Below are 18,745 nucleotides of genomic sequence, written 5' to 3'. Positions count from 1 at the left end.
GTTCGGCATCATGGCCTCGCACCAGTATCCGCACGGCGACGACCTCGGTGGGCACCTGGCCGAGCTGTTCGGCACCGTCGAACTCGCCGCTGAACTGGGCTACGACTCGGTGTGGACGATCAACCACTTCCAGTCGAACCTGGCCACCCCGCAGCCGATCTCGATGCTGGCCAGCCTCATTCCGCGCTCCGGTGACATGCTGCTCGGCACCGGCATCCTGCTGCTGCCGATGTTCCACCCGGTGCACGTCGCGGAGGAGTTCGCGACCCTGGACCACCTCTCCGGTGGGCGGGTGGTCCTCGGCGTCGGCGCCGGGTACCGGGACAACGAGCTCGCCGCGTTCGGGATCGACCCGCAGACCCGGTTCCGGCGTTTCGACGAGAGCATCCGGCTGATCCGCGCGTTGTGGACCGGGCGGCCGGTCACCCGGGACGGCGAGTTCTACCCGCAGACCGAGGCGACCATCGGCGTCGCGCCGCTGACCCCGGGCGGACCACCGATCTGGATCGGTGCCGGCGGCAGGAAAGCGGTCCGCCGGGCCGCCCGGCTCGGCGACGCCTGGTACGCGCCGGGCAACTCACCGAGCCGCCGGTTCCTGCCCGAGCATCGGGCCGTCTACGAGGAGGCGTTGGCCGAGTACGGCCGGGACCCGACGACAGTGCAGCGCCCGGTCGGGGTCGAGCTGTACTGCGCGCCCAGCACCGAGCAGGCCGTGGCCGAGGCACTGCCGCACGCCCGGCGGGAGTACGCCACCTACGCCGAGTACCCGGCGCTGCGCTGGCAGCGGGACCGCTTCGACGAACTGGTCCGCAACACGCTGCTGCTGGGCTCACCGGACTTCCTCATCGAGCGGATCTCCGCCCTGCGGGAGCTGGGGTTCGACCACGTCATCTTCCGCCCCGGTTGGCTCGGCATGCCGACCGGGAAACTGCGCGCCTCGCTGCGGCTGTTCGCCGCCGAGGTGATGCCCGCCTTCCGTGCCAGCTGACCTAAGGAACTCGCCGTGAAGAAGACCGAAGCCGAACTTCTGGAACAACAGTGGGACGTCGAGAACATGGAGGTCGACCCCGAGGTCCTGGCGAAGTACGTCCGGTACGACGTCGACGAGCAGCGGTCGGTCGCCACCATCACCTTCGACCGTCCCGAGCGGCTCAACGCCATTCCGGTGGCCGCCTTCGAACGCGTCGGCGACCTGGTCCGCGAGGCCGAGACCGACGACCGGGTCAAGGTCATCGTGTTCAAGGGCGAAGGTGAACACTTCGGCACCGGCGCCGACGCCGCCGAACTCGGGCACTACATCGGCTACCGGACCGGCACCGACAAGGCATCGCGGCGGCGGCCGGCGCAGCGGCAACGCATCCTGCCCGACCGCAACGTGCTCAGCTCCGGATTCACCCGCCCGATCATCGAGTCGCTCAAGGCGACCATCTGCCAGGTGCAGGGGTACTGCTACGGCGGCCATTTCCAGATCGCGCTGTCGGCTGACATCGTCATCGCCAGCCCTGACGCCCGGTTCACCCATCCGGCGTTCCGTTACCTCGGTCCCGCCCCACAGGACATGTACCACTGGATCGAGAAGGTCGGCCTGACCACGATGAAGGACGTCATGCTGACCATGCGGGCCATCGGTGCCGAGGAGGGCGAGCGCAAGGGCCTGGTCACCAAGGTGGTCGAACGTGACGAACTGCAGCGCTGGGTCGACGACTACGCCGACGCGATCGCGGTCATGCCGCTGGACTCGCTGATGATGGGCAAGTCGATGATGCAGTTGGTCATGGAGGCCCGGGGCAAGGGCCTCGGCGCGATGACCGGCTGGGTCGGGCACGGCTGGGCGACCAACGTCAGTTTCGACGACGGGGACTGGAACTTCCTCAAGGAGCGCCGGGAAAAGGGCATCGGCCGGGCGCTGGCCGACCGGGACCGGCTGGTCGCACCGTACTTCCGGCTCAGCGACACCCGGTCGCGCGAGAAGTAGGCGCGGTCGTGAAGTTCGGCATTCTCCTCGACCATCAGTACGAGCTCGGCGACGACCTGCAGCGGCGGACCGGTGAGACGGTCGAGTACGTCCAGCACATCCGCGACCTCGGCTACGACTCGGTGTTCGGCATCCACCACTATTTGTCGTCGCTGGCCACACCCCAGCCGATGCCGCTGCTGAGCCGGCTCGTCGAGCACTCCGGCAGCATGCAGATCGGCACCGGCATCCTCATCCTGCCCCTTGGACATCCGGTGCACTGGGCCGAGGAGATCGCCACGATCGACCAGATGTCCGGCGGCCGGTTCGTCCTGGGCATCGGCTCCGGCTACCGCGACGCCGAGTTCTCCTCGTTCGGCGTCGACCGGCGTACCCGGGTGTCGCGGATGAACGAGGCGCTGGCGGTGATGCAGCGGTTGTGGACCGGTGAGCCCGTCCACCACCAGGGGCGGCACTTCACCCTGGACGGGGTGCGGTGCAGCGTACTGCCGCGGCAGCGGCCGCACCCGCCGGTCTGGGTCGGTGCCAACGGCCCGACCGGCATCGCCCGGATCGCCCGTCAGGGCCTGCCGTGGCTCGCCCCGTCCAACGTGCGCCGCAACTGGGCCGTCGGAAACCTGACCGAATACCGGGAACAGCGCCGCGCGGCTGGTTTCGACGACGACAACGCGGTCTTCCCGATCCACCGGGACCTGTGCGTCGCGGACTCCGCCGACGCTGCGCACGCCATGGCGGGCGACGCGGTCCGCCGATCGTACGGCGAGTACGTCCAGTACGGCATGGACTACTTCGAGTCCCAGTGGGAGGCGATCAAGGAGAAGGCGCTCTTTTTCGGCTCGCCCGACGACATCGCCGCGAAGATCTCCGACTTCGCCGCCGCCGGCTTCAACCACTTCGTCTTCCGCGCCCAGTGGCTCGGACTGCCGATCGAGCGGTCCGTCGAGATCGTCGAACGGTTCGCCCGCGAGGTGATGCCGAGGTTCCGGCGGTGAGGATCGGCCACGTCATCGTTGCGGCCGGGGACCTGGCCGCGCAGGTCGACTTCTACACCCGGCTCGGGCTGACGGTGCGGTTCCGCGACGGCGACCGGTACGTCGCGCTCACCGACGGGACGGTGACCATCGGCCTGGCCGCCGGGTCACAGCAGCCCGTCGCCGGCCGCACCCTGCTCAGCGTCGAGGTCGACGACCTCGACAGCTGCGTCGCCGAGTTGACCGCGGCCGGCGCGTCCGTCGGGGAGCCCGTGTCGGGCCCGCACGAGCGGCGGTCGGTGGTCGTCGACCCGGGCGGCGTCCCAGTCGTCGTCTACGAACGACGGACCTGACCGGCGAGGCGGTGCCGGCCCGGTGGGTGCAATCGCACCGTTCGCGGAAGCGGCACTTCGCTGAGCTCCGGCGCCCGTCCGTCGCCATCGCCAACGGCGCCCCGAACGGGCCCGGCTCCACCACCTCCCAGATGCTCACCCGGTCCAACGACTGGCCGTGGCGGAGAACGCCCGGCCGGGCAGCAAGTACTACGACAAGCTCGACACGACAAAGGTCGCCGTCGCGGGCTTCTCCTGCGGCGGGCTGGAGGCCTACGCCGTCTCCCACGACCCGCGCGTCACCACCACCGGCATCTTCAGTAGCGGTCTGCTGAACGACGCCGACGACTACCAGCTCAGGAGACTGACCGAGCCGGTCGCCTACTTCATCGGCGGGCCCAGCGACATCGCGTACCCGAACGTCATCGACGACTGGGGCATGCTGCCGGCCGGGTTGCCCGCCTTCACGGGCAACCTCAGCATCGGGCACGGTGGCACCTACGACCAGCCCAACGGCGGCGAGTTCGGTCGGGTAGCGGTGCTCTACCTCAAGCGGCACGCCGGCCTGCACCGCCGCATGCACCGTGCAGGACCGGTGGAACAGCGGCTTCGACGCGACCGTCACCTGCGCCGGAACCTGTTTTCACCACCATTGACGGATCTACCGGCTCGGCGGGCCGGCACTCAGGGTGCCGGCCCGCCGAGCCGGAGTTCACCGTTGCGGTTCATCGGTGCGGGGCCGGGCTCCGGCGACGAACCTGTCCAGCGCCGGTCCGTGCAGCACACCGCCGGGTACCGGGTCGCGCAGCGCCCGTACCACCAGTTGCGCCACCGGCAGTCGGCCCGGCGCCCGTGTCGCAGCGAGTACCACGTTGCCGTACCGCCGGCCGCGCAGCATCCGCCGGTCGGCGACGGCACAGACCTCGGCGAAGACTTCCCGCAGGGTGGCAGCCTGTACCCGGGTGCCGACCAGTGGCGGCAGGTCGGTGACGTTGACCAGGTAGATGCCGTCGGGTCGCAGTACCCGGGCCACCTCGGCGGCGAACCCGACGGTGGCGACGTGCGGCGGCATCCGGGCTGCCTGGTAGATGTCGGCGAGCACCAGATCGTACGCGGCGGCTGGCGCGCCGGCGACCGCCTCCCGCGCGTCGGCGACCATGACCCCGACGCCGGCCGGCCGGGGCGGCAGGTCCCGCGCCACCAGCGCGACCACCTCGGGATCCCGCTCGACGACGGTCTGCGCCGAGCCGGGTCGGGTGGCGGCGACGTAGCGTGGCAGCGTCAGCGCACCGCCGCCGAGGTGCAGCACGTCCAGCGGGGCACCGGCCGGCGCGGCGAGATCGGCTACGGCGGCCATCCGGCGGACGTATTCGAAGCGCAGGTACGCGGGATCGGCGACATCCACGTACGACTGCTCGACCCCGTCGGCGAGCAGTATGCGCCCGGTTGACCTGGTCGGGTCGACGGCCAGGTCGAGCCGGGCGCCGGGTGCCTGCATGACCAGCAGACTAGCGATCCTCAGACGGGCGTACGCGACCACTGCTGGTTGGTGCCGGTGTGGCACGACCACTGTTTGAGGACGACGCCGTCGGCGGTCGAGGCGGCCGGCACGTCCACACACTTTCCGCTGTGCCGCGCCCGGAGCTGGAAGTAGCTGCCGTTGGTGACCATCTGGAACTGCTGGTTGTCGCCGGTGCCGCAGGTGTACTGGATGAGCTCGGCCCCGTCGGCGGTGGAGGCGCTCACCACGTCGAGGCACTTTCCGCTGTGCCGGCTGATCAGGCGCCAGTAGCCGCTGCCGGCGTCCTGGAACTGCCACTGCTGCCACGCGTTGCCGTTGTACGCGTACTGGCCGACCCGCGCACCGTTGTCGGTGTTCGGCTGCTGGACGTCCATGGCCTTGCCGCTGTGCCGCGCGTTGACCCGGTAGAACGTCCCCGTCGGCGGCGTCGAGGGGTCGTCGCTGACGGCGTCGCCCCAGCCGTAGCGGATCCGGTCGGCGCCGGACGGGTTGCGGACGGTCAGGTTCAGGCTGGTGCCGCTGCCGCTGAGCGCGAACATCGAGTACCAGTCGTACCCGATGTTGCCGGTCTTGCCGCCGATGGCCGGCCAGTAGGTGCCGCCCATCTGGTTGTCGCGCATGACCTGGGCCATGGCGCGGATGTGGCGGACGAAGTTGTCGGTGCTGCCCGGGTTGGCGTAGTTGCGACCGTCGTCCATGGGCGCGCCGAACTCGGTGGCGACCGCGCGGGAGGCGCAGTTGCCGAGCCGGGTCTGGATGTGGCTGCGGAAGGCGTCGTAGCTCATCTCGCCGTAGAAGAATGCGTAGTGGTGGAAGGAGAACAGCGTCGAGTTGAAGCGGCTGTCGTTGCAGACGTCCCGCAGGTCCTGGCTGTAGCCGGTGCCGCCGATGAGCACCCGGCCGGGCACCGCCGAGTAGTGGTAGCTGAGCCAGTTGGCCGCGACGTCGCGCCACTGCGCCGAGCTGTAGCCGTGCGGCTCGTTCATCGGCTCGAAGTAGACGTTGGGGTTCGATCCGTAGGTGTTGGTGACCGTGGACCACATCGCGTTCCACGCGGCGAGGTTCGTGATCCGGCCGCCGGAGGCGGCACCGTCCTCCCAGTAGGCCAGGATTACCTTGAACCCGCGTTCAGTGGCGGCGTCGATGGCCCCTCGGTAGGCCTCCCACCATGCCGTCCCGACCGTGTGGGTGTTGATCGGCAGCCGGACGGTGTCGACGCCCATGGTGGCAGCCATGTCGTCGTAGATGGCGTTGGCCTTGGCCCGCACCGTCGCGTTGCTGTCGGACGAGTTGAGTCCGTGCACGACGAGCGGACCGGTGCTGAAGTTGTCACCCAGCACGGCCCAGTTCATGCCGCGGAACTGGCTGGTGGCGGCGGTGGCCGGCGACGACGCGACAACTGCGGTGCCGACCATCGCCGTCAACACGGCCACCAGGGTGATCGACAATCGACGCAACGACCGGGTTCTGGACGATGACTCTGACAAGATCTGGCCTCCCTGGGAAACGGACACCGGGCCGGACGGCTACCGCCGGCACCGCTGTCTCTCCGGTCACACGGGCTATGTGTGCGTTAACGTCAGCTACCTGCGTTGGGACGAGGGATTCGCAGCTTCCGGCAGGTATGCGCCGTTCCTGGCGGGTGCTCGACGTGACCACACGGGCAGGTCATGCCTGTCCTGCCAGTATGGGAGCCATGTCTTCGACACATTACGTTCGTGTTTCGGACAAGTGTTAGCGATCGCATCTAGAGTGTCAAGGAATCGAACACGATCGTTCAATCCGGGTCTGTCGTCGTGGCCCTCGGCGGACGACTCCGGCGGTCAGAGGTCGGCAAGCAGACGGTTCGGGCCGACAGCCGCCGTGGCGAGCAGGTCGACATACCTCGTCATCCAGCGGCGAACGGTGTCGTCGTCGAGCCGGTCCACCGGGTACTCCAGATAGCCGTCGATCCCGTCCGGGCCGGGCATCAGGACGATGAGCAGCGCCGCCCGCCCGACCCCGGTCGGCACCTCGTGCACCCGTACAGCCAACTCCGGCAGCTCGATCCGGGTGTCGAACGTACTCTGAAAGGCGAAGCTCACCGTCACTCCGGACGACGCCGCGCCCTTGTCCGGCGCGGGTAGCTGCTGGTAGATCCAGGCCGTGGGCAGCAGATTGTCGATGCCGGCGAACAGGCTGTCGGCGGCCTGGCCGACCAGGTGGGCGAACGTCGCGGCGGCGGCCGTGCGGATCCGTACCGGCAACGCCGTCGCCAGCACGGTGACGGTGTCCTCGTACGCCGTGGGTGACCGGTTGGCGTACGGCATCGACAGGGTGACGTCGGGCTGCCCGCTGAGCCGGGCGAGCAGCAGCGCCAACGCCGCAGCGGCGACCGCGGTCACCGTGGCACCCAGCTCCCGGGCGAGCACCTCGACGGCGAGCCGAATCTGCCCCGGGATCTCGAACCGACAGGTGGCGGCCCGCCCGCTCGGCTGCTGCGGTGCGGGGCGGTCGAACGGCAGATCCAGCGCCAGCGGCCCGTCGCCCAGGTGCTCCGCCCAGTAGGCGAGCCGTCGGCGGCGGGTCGGCTCATCCCACTGGCCCTGCTGCCAGCGTGCGTAGTCGGTGCACTGGGCGGTGGGCGGGCCGAAGTCCGGCGTACCTGAATCGCGGGCGGTGCGGTACCCGTCCGCCAGCTCGCGCAGCAGTACGGTGACCGCCCGGCCGTCGCAGGCGACGTGATGCAGCACCAGCACCAGCCAGGACTCCTCGGGCGCCAGCCGGATCAGCGCGTACCGCACCGGTGCCTCGTCCGCCAGCGCGAACACCGGCGCCACCACCTCCCGGCAGAAGGCCTCGGCCCGCCGCCGCGCCGCGTCCGGCGCCAGCGCGGTCAACTCGACGACGGGCAGCGGGACCGACCGGTGGGCGAGGATCCGCTGGGTCCAGGTGCCACCGTCGCGGATCAGCCGGGCACGCAGCGCATGGTGCCGGGCGACCAGACCATCGAGCGCGGCGTCTAGCGCGGCGACATCGAGTTCGCCGACCAGTTCCAGCCGCAACCCGACGTTCCAGCTGGCGGGGTGCGTGCTGCGGCCGGCGACCTCCACCACCCTCTCCTGCTGGGCCGACAGCGGCGCCCGGGTCACCTCCCGCTCGTGCGCCGGTGCGGCCAGCCAGCGCAGCAGTTCGCCCTTGTGCGATCGCAGCGCCGTGACCAGCTCCGGACCCATCGCGGCGGCCGGGGCGTCGTAGTGCAGGGTGTCGCCGGTGCCGGTGAGCCGCACATCGTGCACGGCGACGTACTCCAGCAGCTCGGCGAAGGTCACAGCGTGCCCCGCACCCGGCTGACGGGCCCGCCGTCGGCGGACGCGGCGTGTCCGCGCAGCCGGCCCACCATCGCCGCGATGGTCGGGGCGCGGAAGAACTCCAACGCCGGATAGTCCGCTCCGGTGGCCTCGCGTACCCGGTTCAGCAGGCGCATCGCGTTGATCGAATGCCCGCCGAGGGCGAAGAAGGACGCGTCGTGGTCGATGCGCTCCGGATCCTGGTCGAGTTCGGCGGCCCACAACGCCCGCACCGTCCGGGTCAGCGAGTCACCGGTCGGGTCGTTGTTCCGGGTCTCCCGCCGGGCCGCCGGTAGGGCCACTGCCTGTGGTGTCGTCGGCGGGGCCAGCGGTGGCGCGGGCTCACCGGTACGGATGGTCGGCTCCGGCAGCCCGGCACGGTCGACCTTGTTGTTGCCGGTCTGCGGCAGCGCCGGCAGCATCGCCCACACCCGGGGGATCAGCACGTCGGGCAGTTCGCGGGCCATCGCGGCGACGAGCCGGTCGGCCAGCCCGTCGGGTGCCACGCCCGGCGCGGGTACGGCGTACCCGGCGAGGTACGCCTCGTCGCGCCGGTCCCGGCGGGCCACCACGATGCCGTCGGTGACCAGATCCAGCCTGCGCAGGACGGCCGACGCCTCACCTGGCTCGACCCGGTTCCCCCGGATCTTGACCTGGTCGTCGGTACGGCCGAGGAACACCAGCACCCCGTCGGCGGTCCACCGCACCAGGTCCCCGGTGCGGTAGCGGCGCGAACCGGGGCCGCCGGGCGGGTCGTCGACGAACCGCTGCGCGGTCAGCTCGGGCCGGTTCAGGTAGCCGCGACCCACTCCGGCGCCGCCGATGAACAGCTCCCCGACGGCGCCGACCGGAGCCAGGTTGCCCCACTCGTCGCGGATCTCGACCCGGACGTTGTCCAGCGGCCGGCCGATCGGAATCGGACCATCGGCTCCGGCCACCGCCGGCGCCACCACGTCAAAGGTGGCGATGACCGTCGTCTCGGTCGGTCCGTACACGTTGCGTACGACGTACGGCACCCCGGACTGTGGGCGTACCCGCAGTTGCTGGCCGCCGACGGTGAGGTGACGCAGCCGGGGCTGGGCCGCGACAGGCAGCGAGAGCAACCCTTCCCCGATCGGTGTGGGCAGCATCGCGACGCTCACCCCGGCGGTACGCATCCAGCGCGCCAGCGCCATCGAGTCCAGCCGTACGTCGTCGTCGGCGATCGTCAGGCTCGCACCGACCTGCAGCGGCGGCCAGATCTCCAGCACCGAGGCGTCGAAGCTCTGCCCGCACACCACGGCACTCCGGTCGTCGGCGGTCAGCTCCAGCTCGTCGCGGTACCACCGGCACAGGTTCAGCACGCTGCGGTGGGTGATGACCACACCCTTCGGCCTGCCGGTGGAACCGGAGGTGTACATGACGTAGCACGCCGCATCCGGATCGTCCGCCACGCGGCCGGGGTCGTCGGACCCGCCGACGGGATCGGTGTCGCCGTACCCGTCGACGTGCAGCAGACGGACCCCGTCGGGCAGGTCCGGTGCGGTGTCACCCCCGGTGGCCAGCACCACCCGGGCCGCGCTGTCCGAGACCATGAAACTCACCTGCCGGCCGCCGAGGGACGGATCCAACGGCAGGTACGCGGCTCCGGCGCGCAGCACCGCCAGGGCGGCGACGACGAACTCCGGTGACCGGGGCAGCCACAGCGCCACGATGTCGCCTGCGGCGATCCCGTGCCGGACCAGCCGCTGCGCCAGAGCGGTGGCCTGCTCGTCGAGTTGCCGGTAGGTCAGCACCGTGCCGCCACCGATCACCGCGACCGCCTGCGGCGTGCGTCGCGCCCACTGCCGCACCGCGTCGTGCACACCACCGGGCGGCAGCACGCGCTGTCGTCCAACGCCCCAACCCTCCAGCGCGTCCCGGTCGGTGTCGAGGATGCCGACCAGCTTCGAGATCGGCGTATCGGGCTGGTCGACGGCGGCGGCCAGCGTCGCGACCAGATACGACAGCAACCGCTCGGCGCTGTCCGCCACGAACAGGTCGGTGCCGTACTCCAACCGGCAGTCGATCCCGTCGGCGTGGTTGGTCACGTACAGGGCCAGGTCGGTCACCGCCCGTTCGGCCCGGTGCGCCAGGGTGCGGGCGGTCACCCCGGGCAGGTCGAGCGGGAGCTGGTCGCCGCCGTTGTCGAACTCCACGATGGTCTGGAAGACCGGGGTCCGGCTGGTGTCCCGGTCCGGGCTCACCGCGCCGACGACGGCGTCGAACGGCATGTCGGCATGGTCGTACGCGTCCAGGGCGGTGTCGCGGACCTGCTTGAGCAGGTTGGCGAAGGTCGGGTCGCCGGACAGGTCCAGCCGCAGGGCGACCGTGTTGAGGAAGAACCCCACCACCGCCTCGGCGCCGGTGGGCCGGACCGACACCGGTGTGCCGACGACCAGCTGATCGCTGCGGGTGAACCGGCGCAGCGTGGCCGCGTACCCGGCGAGTACCGTCATGAACAGCGTGACCCGGTGCGCGCTACTGAGCCGGCTCAGCAGCCCGGACAGCTCCGGGTCGAGCCCGCGCAGGACCGACGCGCCGGTGCCACCGCGCACCGTCGGGCGTGGTCGGTCGGTCGGCAGGTCCAGCACCGGCAGTTCACCGGCGAGTCGCTCCCGCCAGTAGGCCAGACCGGCCGGCGCGGCGGGCGAATCGCTGCCGGCGTCCGCCTCCCGCCGGGCCAGGTCCAGGCAGTCCACCGGAAGCTCCGGCAGGTCGGCGGAGCGGCTGCCGAGTGCGGCCCGGTACAACGCGGAGAGATCCCCGGCCAGCACCCGCACGGACTCGGCGTCGACCACGATGTGGTGCACGGACAGCACCAGCACGTGCCGCTCGGCCGACCACCGCAGCAGCCGGGTCGCCAGCAGCGGACCCTGCGCGAGGTCGAACTCGCGCCGGCTCTCCTCGGCCAGCACCTGCCGTACGGTGTCGTTCTCGTCCCGCCCGGCGTGCTCCTCGACGGTGAGGTCCACTGTGCCCCGGCCGAGGACGACCTGGACCGGTTCGCCGTCGCGTTCCCGGAACACGGTACGCAGCGCCCCATGCCGGGCCACCAGCTGCTCCAGTGCGGCCCGCAGCGCCGGCACGTCCAGCGGACCGTCGAGCCGTACGCTGACCGCCTCGTTGTAGGTGCCCTGGCCCGGGTGCAGCCGTTCGAGAAACCACATCCGCGCCTGCCCACGCGACGCCGGCCCGGACCGGTCCGGGCCGGCGTCGCGGACGGCCACCGGGTTGCCGGTCGCCGCCGTCAGCCTGACCGGGGACGTGTCGGTGGGCGGTGCGTCGGTCGGTGACGTCTCGGTCGCCGCCTGGTAGCTGGCCCGTAGCTGGTCCAGCTGCGGCAACCCGGCCCGCACCTGGTCGGGGGATGCGCCGAAGTCGACCAGCGTGGCCACCTCGTCGACGCCGGCGGCGGTGAGCGCGTCGATCAGCCGGATGCCGTCGTCCGGCGACCCGATCAGCGCCCGTGCCTCGCAGTACCGTTGGTAGGCGCGCTGGAACACGTAGTCCAGATCGTCGGCGTCGGCGGTGTCGAGGTCCACCTGGAATCCGAGACTGTTGGTCATCTGCCCGAACAGCGACAGCGAGGAGTGCAGGTACGCCTTCAGCGGCGCGAACGCCTCGGCCCGCGCCCGTGCCGAGTCCGCACCGAGGTAGGTGTGCACGAGCACGACCACCCGGCCGCCGTCCGGGTCGAGCCCGTGCGCGGCCCGGGTCTTTCGGTAACGCCGGATGTTGTCGGCCAACTGTTCCACCGACTGGCTCATCAGGTTCGTGACGATGCCGAGGTCGTGCTCGGCGGCCCGCTGGTACGACTCCGGGTTACCGACCACGGCGACGAACATCGGCGGCATCGCCTGCACCGGGCGGGGCAGGGTGCGGATCTCAACCGGTTCGCCGGTGCCGCTGCGCCGTTCGACGGCCTCGCCACGCCACAGCCGACGTACCTGGTCGAGGTGGCGGTACATCACGTCGCGGTGGGCACCGAAGTGCTCCGGGGCGAGGACGAAGTCGCCCGCGTGCCAGCCGGGCGCACAACCGATGCCGACTCGGCCGCCGGACAGCCGGTCGACCATGGACCAGTCCTCGGCGACCCGGATCGGGTCGTGCAGCGGCAGGACCACCGATCCGGCGTGCAACCGGATCCGGCTCGTCTCGCGGGCCAGCGCGGCGGCCAGCACCACCGGGTTGGGGAACACCCCGCCGAAGGAGTGGAAGTGGCGCTCGGGGATCCACAGCGCGTGGAATCCGTGCTGGTCGGCGAAGCGGGCCGTGTCGACGATCAGCTCGTACGGGTCGGCAGCCCCCGAGCCGGGCGGATAGTCCCCGAAGAAGTACACGCTGAAGTCCGGTGCCGGTCGTCCCGGTCCGCCCGCCGGTTCGAGGCTGCCTGCTGCTGCGGTACTCGCTGCCGGTTCGGTGCGTACCGCCGGTCCGGTTCCTGCCGTAGGCAGGGTGCGCACCGCCGGTCCGGTCGGGGCGGTGTCTTCCGGTTTCGCCGTGGGCACGGCGGGCCCGGCCGGACGGGGGAGCAGCCCGCCGGCACGCATGTCGCGTAGCGAGGCGCGCACCGCGTCGATCACCAGGTCGACGTCGTCGTCGGTGTGTGCGGTGGAGAGGAAGAAGTTGCGCCACTCCCAGACGTACACCCCCTTGAGCAGCAGGTGGTGGTAGAGCAACTCGAGGTCGGCGCGGTGCTCGAAGCGGAACTGCGAGCCGACGTGGCCGAGCCGGACCGGGTACTCCTCCTCGGCAATAAAGTCGTTCAGCGTGCCGACGAGCCGGTCGGTCCGGGCGTTGAGCTCCAGCTGCAGTCGTGGGCTGTACTCGGTCAACCGGGTCAGCACCGCGCGCGCGGCGGCCATGGAGACCGGATGCTGGATGTAGGTGCCGCCGAAGAAGGTCGTCTCCCGCTGCGGGCGGCTGTCGTCGCCGTAGCGCCAGAATCCGCCGTCGACGCCGTCCATGATGTCGGCGCGTCCGGCGATCGCCCCGATCGGGAAGCCGCCGCCGAGCAGTTTGCCGTACGTGACGAGGTCCGGGGTCACGTTGAACAGGCCCTGTGCGCCGCGCGGATGGGGCCGGAACCCGGTCAGCATCTCGTCGAACATCAGCACGATGCCGTACCGCCGGGTGATGTCCCGGAGCCGGCGCAGGAACTCCGCCGGCTGCAGGGACGGGTGGCGGCTCTGCACCGGCTCGACCACGACGGCGGCCAACCGCTCCCCGAGTGACTCGATCACCTGCAGGCTCTCCGGTACGCCGTAGTCGAGTACGACCAGGTCCGCGACGGCGCTGGCCGGGATGCCGGTGCTGACCGGGACGGTGGTCCGGTCGGCACCCGTCCCGACCGAGCGGCCGAGCACATTGTCGGCGTGTCCGTGGTACGACCCGTGGAACATGACGATCTTGTCGCGTCCGGTGGCGGCCCGGGCGAGCCGGATCGCGGCCGAGTTCGCCTCGGTGCCCGAGTTGGCGAACGCCACCCGGGGCATCCCGGTCAGCTCGCTCAACAGCACTGCGGCCTCTCCCGTGTCGACGCTGCGCGGTCCGAGCCGGATGCCCCGGGACAGGTGTTCCCGGACCGCGTCGGCGACGAAGTCCGGTTCGTGGCCGAACAGCAGTACCCCGAAGCCCATGGTGATGTCGACGTACCGGTTGCCGTCCACATCCTCCAGCCATGCGCCCTTGGCACGCTGGCCGGCGATCGGGTACAGCATCTCCTTGGTGGCGCTGCGGAAGCCGACGACCGCCCGGCTGTCGGCGAGCACGCCACGGTGGCGCTGGGCGATCTCCTTCGACCGCCGGGTCTTCGCCACGAACCGTCGCCGCAGGTCGTCCAGATGGGCTCGGCCGTGGCCGGTAGCGACCGCGCCGGCCTGACCGCTGTCGGGTGCCACGACCACCCTGGGCCCGTGCACGTCAACGCCCGGTGCTGCCGGTACCGCAGTTGGCACCGGCGGTTCGGCCGGTGCCGGTGTGGCTGGTGCCAGCGGCGCTGGCGGTGCTGGCGGTGCCGGGGTCCGACGGGACAGGATCAGGCGCGACAGTTTGCTCGGGGTGTCCGCTTCCTCGAACAGTTCGCGCATGGCGAGCCGGACGCCGAACTCGCCCTCGAACTCCCGTAGTGCGTTGATCATGGCGAGTGAGTCGGCACCCATCTCGACGAACGGGCGGTCGATGACGATGTCGTCCGGGGCGCAGCCGAGATGTCGGGCGCTGATTTCGCGTACCCGCTCGATTACCGGCGCGAGGTCCGGCGCGGCCGGTGCGGCGGCGACGGTGGCACCAGCGTCGCGGACGGGTTCGACGTCGACCATGAGCCCTCCAGGTTCGGTTCGTGCCAGCGGCGGTCCGGTCCAGTGGACTCGTCGCTGGAACGGGTACGCGGGCAGCGGCACCCGGCGCGCGTGCGCCTGCCCGGCGTCGAGCAGGGCGTTCCAGTCCAGATCGACTCCGTGGACGTGCAGCCGGGCACAGGTGTCGAGGTGCTGATCGAGTTCCGCGCCCCGGCGCTGAGCGGCGAGCGCCGACGACCCGGGCAGTGCCGCGCGCAGCAACCCGACCAGACTCGGTTGTGGACCGAGCTCCAGCACCGGCACACCGGCCGACCCGGCGGCGGCCGACGTCTCGGCGATCGCGGCCGCGACCAGGTCGAACCGGACCGGCATCCGGGTCTGCCGCACCAGGTACGCCGGGTCCGGCCGGTGCCCCGCCGGTAGCACGGTGCCGTCCACGCTGCTGACCAGCGGCGTGTCCAACGGCGCCCACGGGACCGACCCGAACGCCTCGCCGAGCCGGGGGAGGATCGGGTCGAGCAGTGCCGAGTGGAAGGCGCGGTCGACGGCGAGCCGGTGCCAACGCACCCCGAGACGGTCGAGCACGCCACAGCCGGCGTCGAGCGCCTCGACCGGCCCGGCGACGACATGTTGCTCGGCCGCGTTGGTCGCGGCGAGGTCGAGCCGCCGGTCGGTGGCGAGCACCTCGTCGACCGCGGCCCGGGTGGCGAAGACGGCCACCATGCCGCCGGGTGCGGTGTGCTCCCGCATCAGCCGTCCGCGCAACCCGGTCAGCCGCAGGCCGTCCTCGATCGTCAGCGCGCCGGCCGCAGCCAGGGCCGCGTACTCGCCGATGCTGTGGCCGGCGACGAGGCGCGGCGCCACCCCGAGCGAACTCCACAGCCCGGTCAGTGCGACCTGGAACGCGAACAGCGCCGGCTGCGCCACGTCGGCGGGCCAGATCCGGTCGTCACCGGAGAGGCCGTCGAGCAGCGGCGTCAGCACCGACGGTCCGCCGCAGCGGCGCTGGTACGCCTCGCAGGCGTCGAGCACCGCCCGCACCTGCGGGTACCACCGGTACAGCGGCCCGGCCATGCCCGGGTACGAGGTGCCCTGCCCGCCGTACACCACCACCGGCGCCACCCCGCCGGGCCCGCCGGAGGCGATGCCGGCGCCCGGCACCGTGCCGGTGGCCACCCGCCCCGGGCGTTGCCGCCCCGGCGCGGCGAGGTAGTCGTCCAGGGCGTCCGCGAGCGCCGTCGTCGTCGCGCCGGACACGACGAGTCGGTGCGGCAGGTGCGGCCGGCCGAGTGCGGTGGTGGTGGCTAGGTCGGCCGGGTCGAGCCCGGGGTCGGCCCGCAGGTGGTCGCGCAGCCGGCGGGCGAGCGTACGCAGACTCTCCGGGTGGTACGCCGACAGCGGCACCGCCACCGGGTCCGCCGTCGCGGGCGGTGCCGTCGCGGGCTCCTCCGCCCCGTGACGGGCGGGGCCGGGAGGTGCCGTCGCCGGCAGCCCCGGTCGTGCCGGTGGCGGTGCCTCCAGGATCAGGTGGGCGTTGGTGCCACCGACCGCGAGCGCGGTCACCCCCGCCCGGCGCGGCCCGGACAGATCGGGCCAGGCGCGCGCCTCGGTGGGAATGACGAACGGGCTGGCCGCCAGGTCCAACGCCGGATTGGGGCGCTCGAACCCGACCAGCGGCGGAATCGTCGCGTGCCGCAGCACCAGCACCGTCTTGATCAGGCTGGCCATGCCGGCGCAGGCGTCCAGGTGTCCGATGGCCGGCTTGGCCGAGCCGATCGCGCAGTAGCCGGTCCGGTCGGTGCGTCGGCGGTACGCCGAGGTCATCGCCTCGAACTCGATCGGGTCGCCCTTGTAGGTGCCGGTGCCGTGGGTCTCCAGGTAGCCGATCGTCTCCGGGGAGACCCCGGCCACGTCGAGCGCCCGCAGGATGGCGTCGCGCTGCCCGGCGGCGCTGGGCGCGGCGTAGCTGGTCTTCGCGGCACCGTCGTTGTTGACACCGCCACCCAGGATCACCGCGTGGATGGTGTCCCCGTCGGCGACCGCCCGGTCGTACCGCTTGAGCAGCACCGCCGCGACCCCGTTGCCGCCGACGGTGCCGTCGGACGACGCGTCGAACGCGCGGCACCGGCCGGACCGGGACAGGATGGTGCCCTTGACGTGGCGGTAGCCCAGGATCTGCGGGGTGTGCAACGCCGACGCGCCGGCCAGGGCCAGGTCGGCGTCGCCGGCGAGCAACGCCTGGCCGGCCAGGTGCACCGCCACCAGCGCGGTCGAGCAACCACTCTGCACGGTGGCCGCCGGACCGGTCAGGCCGAGCCGGTACGCGACCCGGGTGGCGGCGAAGTCGTTGTAGTTTCCCACGGCCACCTGGAACGCCGGGGCGAAGTCACCGTCCCAGCGGGCGGTGGCCAGGTTGTTGCGCAGGTAGGTGTTGAGCGGATAAAGGTGGTATCCGACACCTGCGAAGATGCCCACCCTGGTGTCAGATCGCGCGCCCGCGTACCCGCCGTTCTCCAGCGCGTGGTAGCAGGTCTGCAGGAACAGCCGGTGCTGCGGGTCGACGGTGCGCGCCTCCTGCGGGCTCATCGCGAAGAACTCGGCGTCGAACGAGTCGATGTCGTCGAGCACCCCGCTGACGGCGACGAAGTCCGGTGACTCGCGCAGCTGCTCGGGCACGCCGGCGCGGGCTAACTCGGTGGGGCTGAACCTGCGTACGCTGGTCACGCCGTCGCGGATGTTGTGCCAGTACGCCTGCGGGGTGTCCGCGCCGGGTAGCCGCAACGCCATGCCGATGATGGCGATCCGCCGGTCGTCGGTGCCACCGCGCGTCGGGGCACTCATGTCGTCGTCCGCCGACGCGCCCACAGCGCGGCCAGGAAAGCCACTGCCAGCAGTACCGCCAGCCCGTGGAACAGGGTGACCACGGTCAACGGACTGAACTGTTCCAGCAGAAAGGAGCAGGCCACCATGCCGACGCCGAAGCCGAGGTTCTCTGCGGTCGCGGAGAACCCGAAGACGTAGCCGCGTTGATCATCCGGGGTGGCCTGCAGCCGGGTGGTATAGGCGATCTCGGTGAAGCCGTCGGCGATGCCGGCGACGGTGGCGACCAGGACGGCCAGCGGCAGCGGCGGCGCGGTGAAGGTGAGGATGAACGCCACCGACATGAGCGCCGCGCCGGCGGCGAACGCGCGCTCGTTGATGGTCCGGCCGGTGCGTCTGGCCCAACGGGCGACGCCGCGTTGCGCGATGATGTTGCCGACCGCCCAGGTGGCCCAGAACTGGGACATGAACGCGGCCGGATGCTGCGGGTCCAGCATGGTGGACAGCACCGGCAGGCCGACGTTGTGCGAGGCCGAGCCGAAGGCGTCGGCGGCGCGCAGACTGATCAGCGCGAGCAGGACCGGGGTGAGCCGCAAATAGCGCAGGGCCGTCAACTGCGCGGCGAGAATCCCGGGCCGCCGCAGCGCGTCATCCGGTCCGGCGTCTGCTGCGGCGCCCGGCACGGAGTCCGCCGCCTCGGCCGCGTCCGTCGCGCCTGCCGGCCGCCGGCTGCGGGTGGTGATCGGCAGCCGGGCCAGGACCGCCGCTGAGAAGAGGAACGCCCCGGCGTCGATGAGAAACGCACCGGTGTAGCCGACCGTGGAGATGAGCACGCCGGCCGAGGCGAACCCGGCGACCATCGCCAGCGAACGGCCGGTGGCCAGCAGCGCGTTGGCCCGGACCCGTTGGTCCTGCCCGACGATCTCGGGGATGCTGCTGCGCAGCGCGACACTGGTGACGGTCGCCCCGGCGCCGGTGACGACCGCGACGGCGTACAACAGGCCGGCCTGGGCCGTGGCTGGCGCGATGACCAGCACGATCAGGGCGAACGCCTGGCTGACGTCGGAGGTCACCATCAGCCGCTTGCGGTCGAGCCGGGACACCAGGCTGCCGGCGCCGAATCCGGTGAGGACACTGGTGGCCAGGCGTAACGCCATGAACAGGCCGGTGTGGGTGGCGCTGCCGGTCAGCGAGTACGCGAACAGGCTCAGCGCGATCATGTCCAGATAGGTGCCGTACGCCGAAACCGCGTTGCCGACCACCAGGGAGCGGAAGTGTCGCATCCCGCTGCCGGTCCGGCCCGGGTCCTGATCCGTGACGGTCACGATCGGCCGGCGGGTACGTCAGGCGCCGTCGGCCTCGGTCGTGGGGGGTGCCCGGCAGAGCGGGAAGGGTGCGGCAAGCTGTGCCCCCAAGGACGGTGGTCGCCATTGGCTCGCGGTTACGTGATGACTACCGCCCGTCAGAGTATGGGAC

Annotated in this window: 9 protein-coding genes; 4 read left to right on the top strand and 5 right to left on the bottom strand. The window is 71.5% G+C overall.

Features of this window, described 5'->3' with window-relative positions:
• Window positions 1-10: 10 nt before the first annotated feature.
• The 4 genes from O7610_RS08495 to O7610_RS08480 are packed head-to-tail and all read left to right on the top strand — an operon-like array spanning window position 11 to window position 3,299.
• Window positions 11-988 (top strand): LLM class flavin-dependent oxidoreductase, encoded by a 978-nt coding sequence (locus O7610_RS08495; protein WP_281555177.1) that lies wholly within the window; start codon window positions 11-13, stop codon window positions 986-988.
• A 15-nt stretch (window positions 989-1,003) separates the two neighbouring features.
• On the top strand, window positions 1,004-1,975 hold the full coding sequence (locus O7610_RS08490) for an enoyl-CoA hydratase/isomerase family protein (RefSeq protein WP_281555176.1): 972 nt from the start codon (window positions 1,004-1,006) through the stop codon (window positions 1,973-1,975).
• A gap of 8 nt (window positions 1,976-1,983) precedes the next feature.
• A complete protein-coding gene (locus O7610_RS08485) occupies window positions 1,984-2,967 on the top strand; it encodes an LLM class flavin-dependent oxidoreductase (RefSeq protein ID WP_281555175.1) in 984 nt (327 codons plus the stop codon).
• Window positions 2,964-3,299: a VOC family protein gene (locus O7610_RS08480; RefSeq protein ID WP_281555174.1), complete on the top strand. Its 336-nt coding sequence runs from the start codon at window positions 2,964-2,966 to the stop codon at window positions 3,297-3,299. The genes O7610_RS08485 and O7610_RS08480 overlap by 4 nt, the downstream gene beginning before the upstream one ends.
• A 691-nt stretch (window positions 3,300-3,990) precedes the next feature.
• Here O7610_RS08480 and O7610_RS08475 read toward each other — a convergent pair.
• The 5 genes from O7610_RS08475 to O7610_RS08455 form a co-directional block, all read right to left on the bottom strand.
• Window positions 3,991-4,776 carry a spermidine synthase gene (locus O7610_RS08475; protein ID WP_289213006.1) on the bottom strand — a complete coding sequence of 262 codons (786 nt, stop codon included), beginning with the start codon at window positions 4,774-4,776 and terminating at the stop codon, window positions 3,991-3,993.
• Between the two features lie 20 nt (window positions 4,777-4,796).
• Window positions 4,797-6,257 (bottom strand): RICIN domain-containing protein, encoded by a 1,461-nt coding sequence (locus O7610_RS08470; protein WP_289213005.1) that lies wholly within the window; start codon window positions 6,255-6,257, stop codon window positions 4,797-4,799.
• A gap of 366 nt (window positions 6,258-6,623) precedes the next feature.
• Complete coding sequence (locus tag O7610_RS08465; protein ID WP_289213004.1) at window positions 6,624-8,111, bottom strand: condensation domain-containing protein; 1,488 nt, start codon at window positions 8,109-8,111, stop codon at window positions 6,624-6,626.
• Window positions 8,108-17,290, bottom strand: a complete 9,183-nt coding sequence (locus O7610_RS08460; protein ID WP_289213003.1) for a non-ribosomal peptide synthetase/type I polyketide synthase — start codon at window positions 17,288-17,290, stop codon at window positions 8,108-8,110. The genes O7610_RS08465 and O7610_RS08460 overlap by 4 nt, the downstream gene beginning before the upstream one ends.
• Entirely contained in the window at window positions 17,287-18,594 is a 1,308-nt protein-coding gene (locus O7610_RS08455; RefSeq protein WP_289213002.1) for an MFS transporter, read from the bottom strand. Before O7610_RS08455 ends, O7610_RS08460 begins: the two co-directional genes overlap by 4 nt.
• Between the last annotated feature and the right edge of the window lie 151 nt (window positions 18,595-18,745).

Origin of the sequence: Solwaraspora sp. WMMA2065, from assembly GCF_030345075.1 — a bacterium.
Taxonomy (GTDB): Bacteria; Actinomycetota; Actinomycetes; order Mycobacteriales; family Micromonosporaceae; genus Micromonospora_E.
This window is presented reverse-complemented; position numbering and strand designations above follow the sequence as displayed.

Excerpts from the sequence above, each read along its gene's own strand:
- O7610_RS08495 (WP_281555177.1), top strand. The coding sequence starts at position 11 with ATGGCCTCGCACCAGTATCCGCACGGCGACGACCTCGGTGGGCACCTG.
- O7610_RS08475 (WP_289213006.1), bottom strand. The coding sequence starts at position 4,776 with ATGCAGGCACCCGGCGCCCGGCTCGACCTGGCCGTCGACCCGACCAGG.
- O7610_RS08460 (WP_289213003.1), bottom strand. The coding sequence starts at position 17,290 with ATGAGTGCCCCGACGCGCGGTGGCACCGACGACCGGCGGATCGCCATC.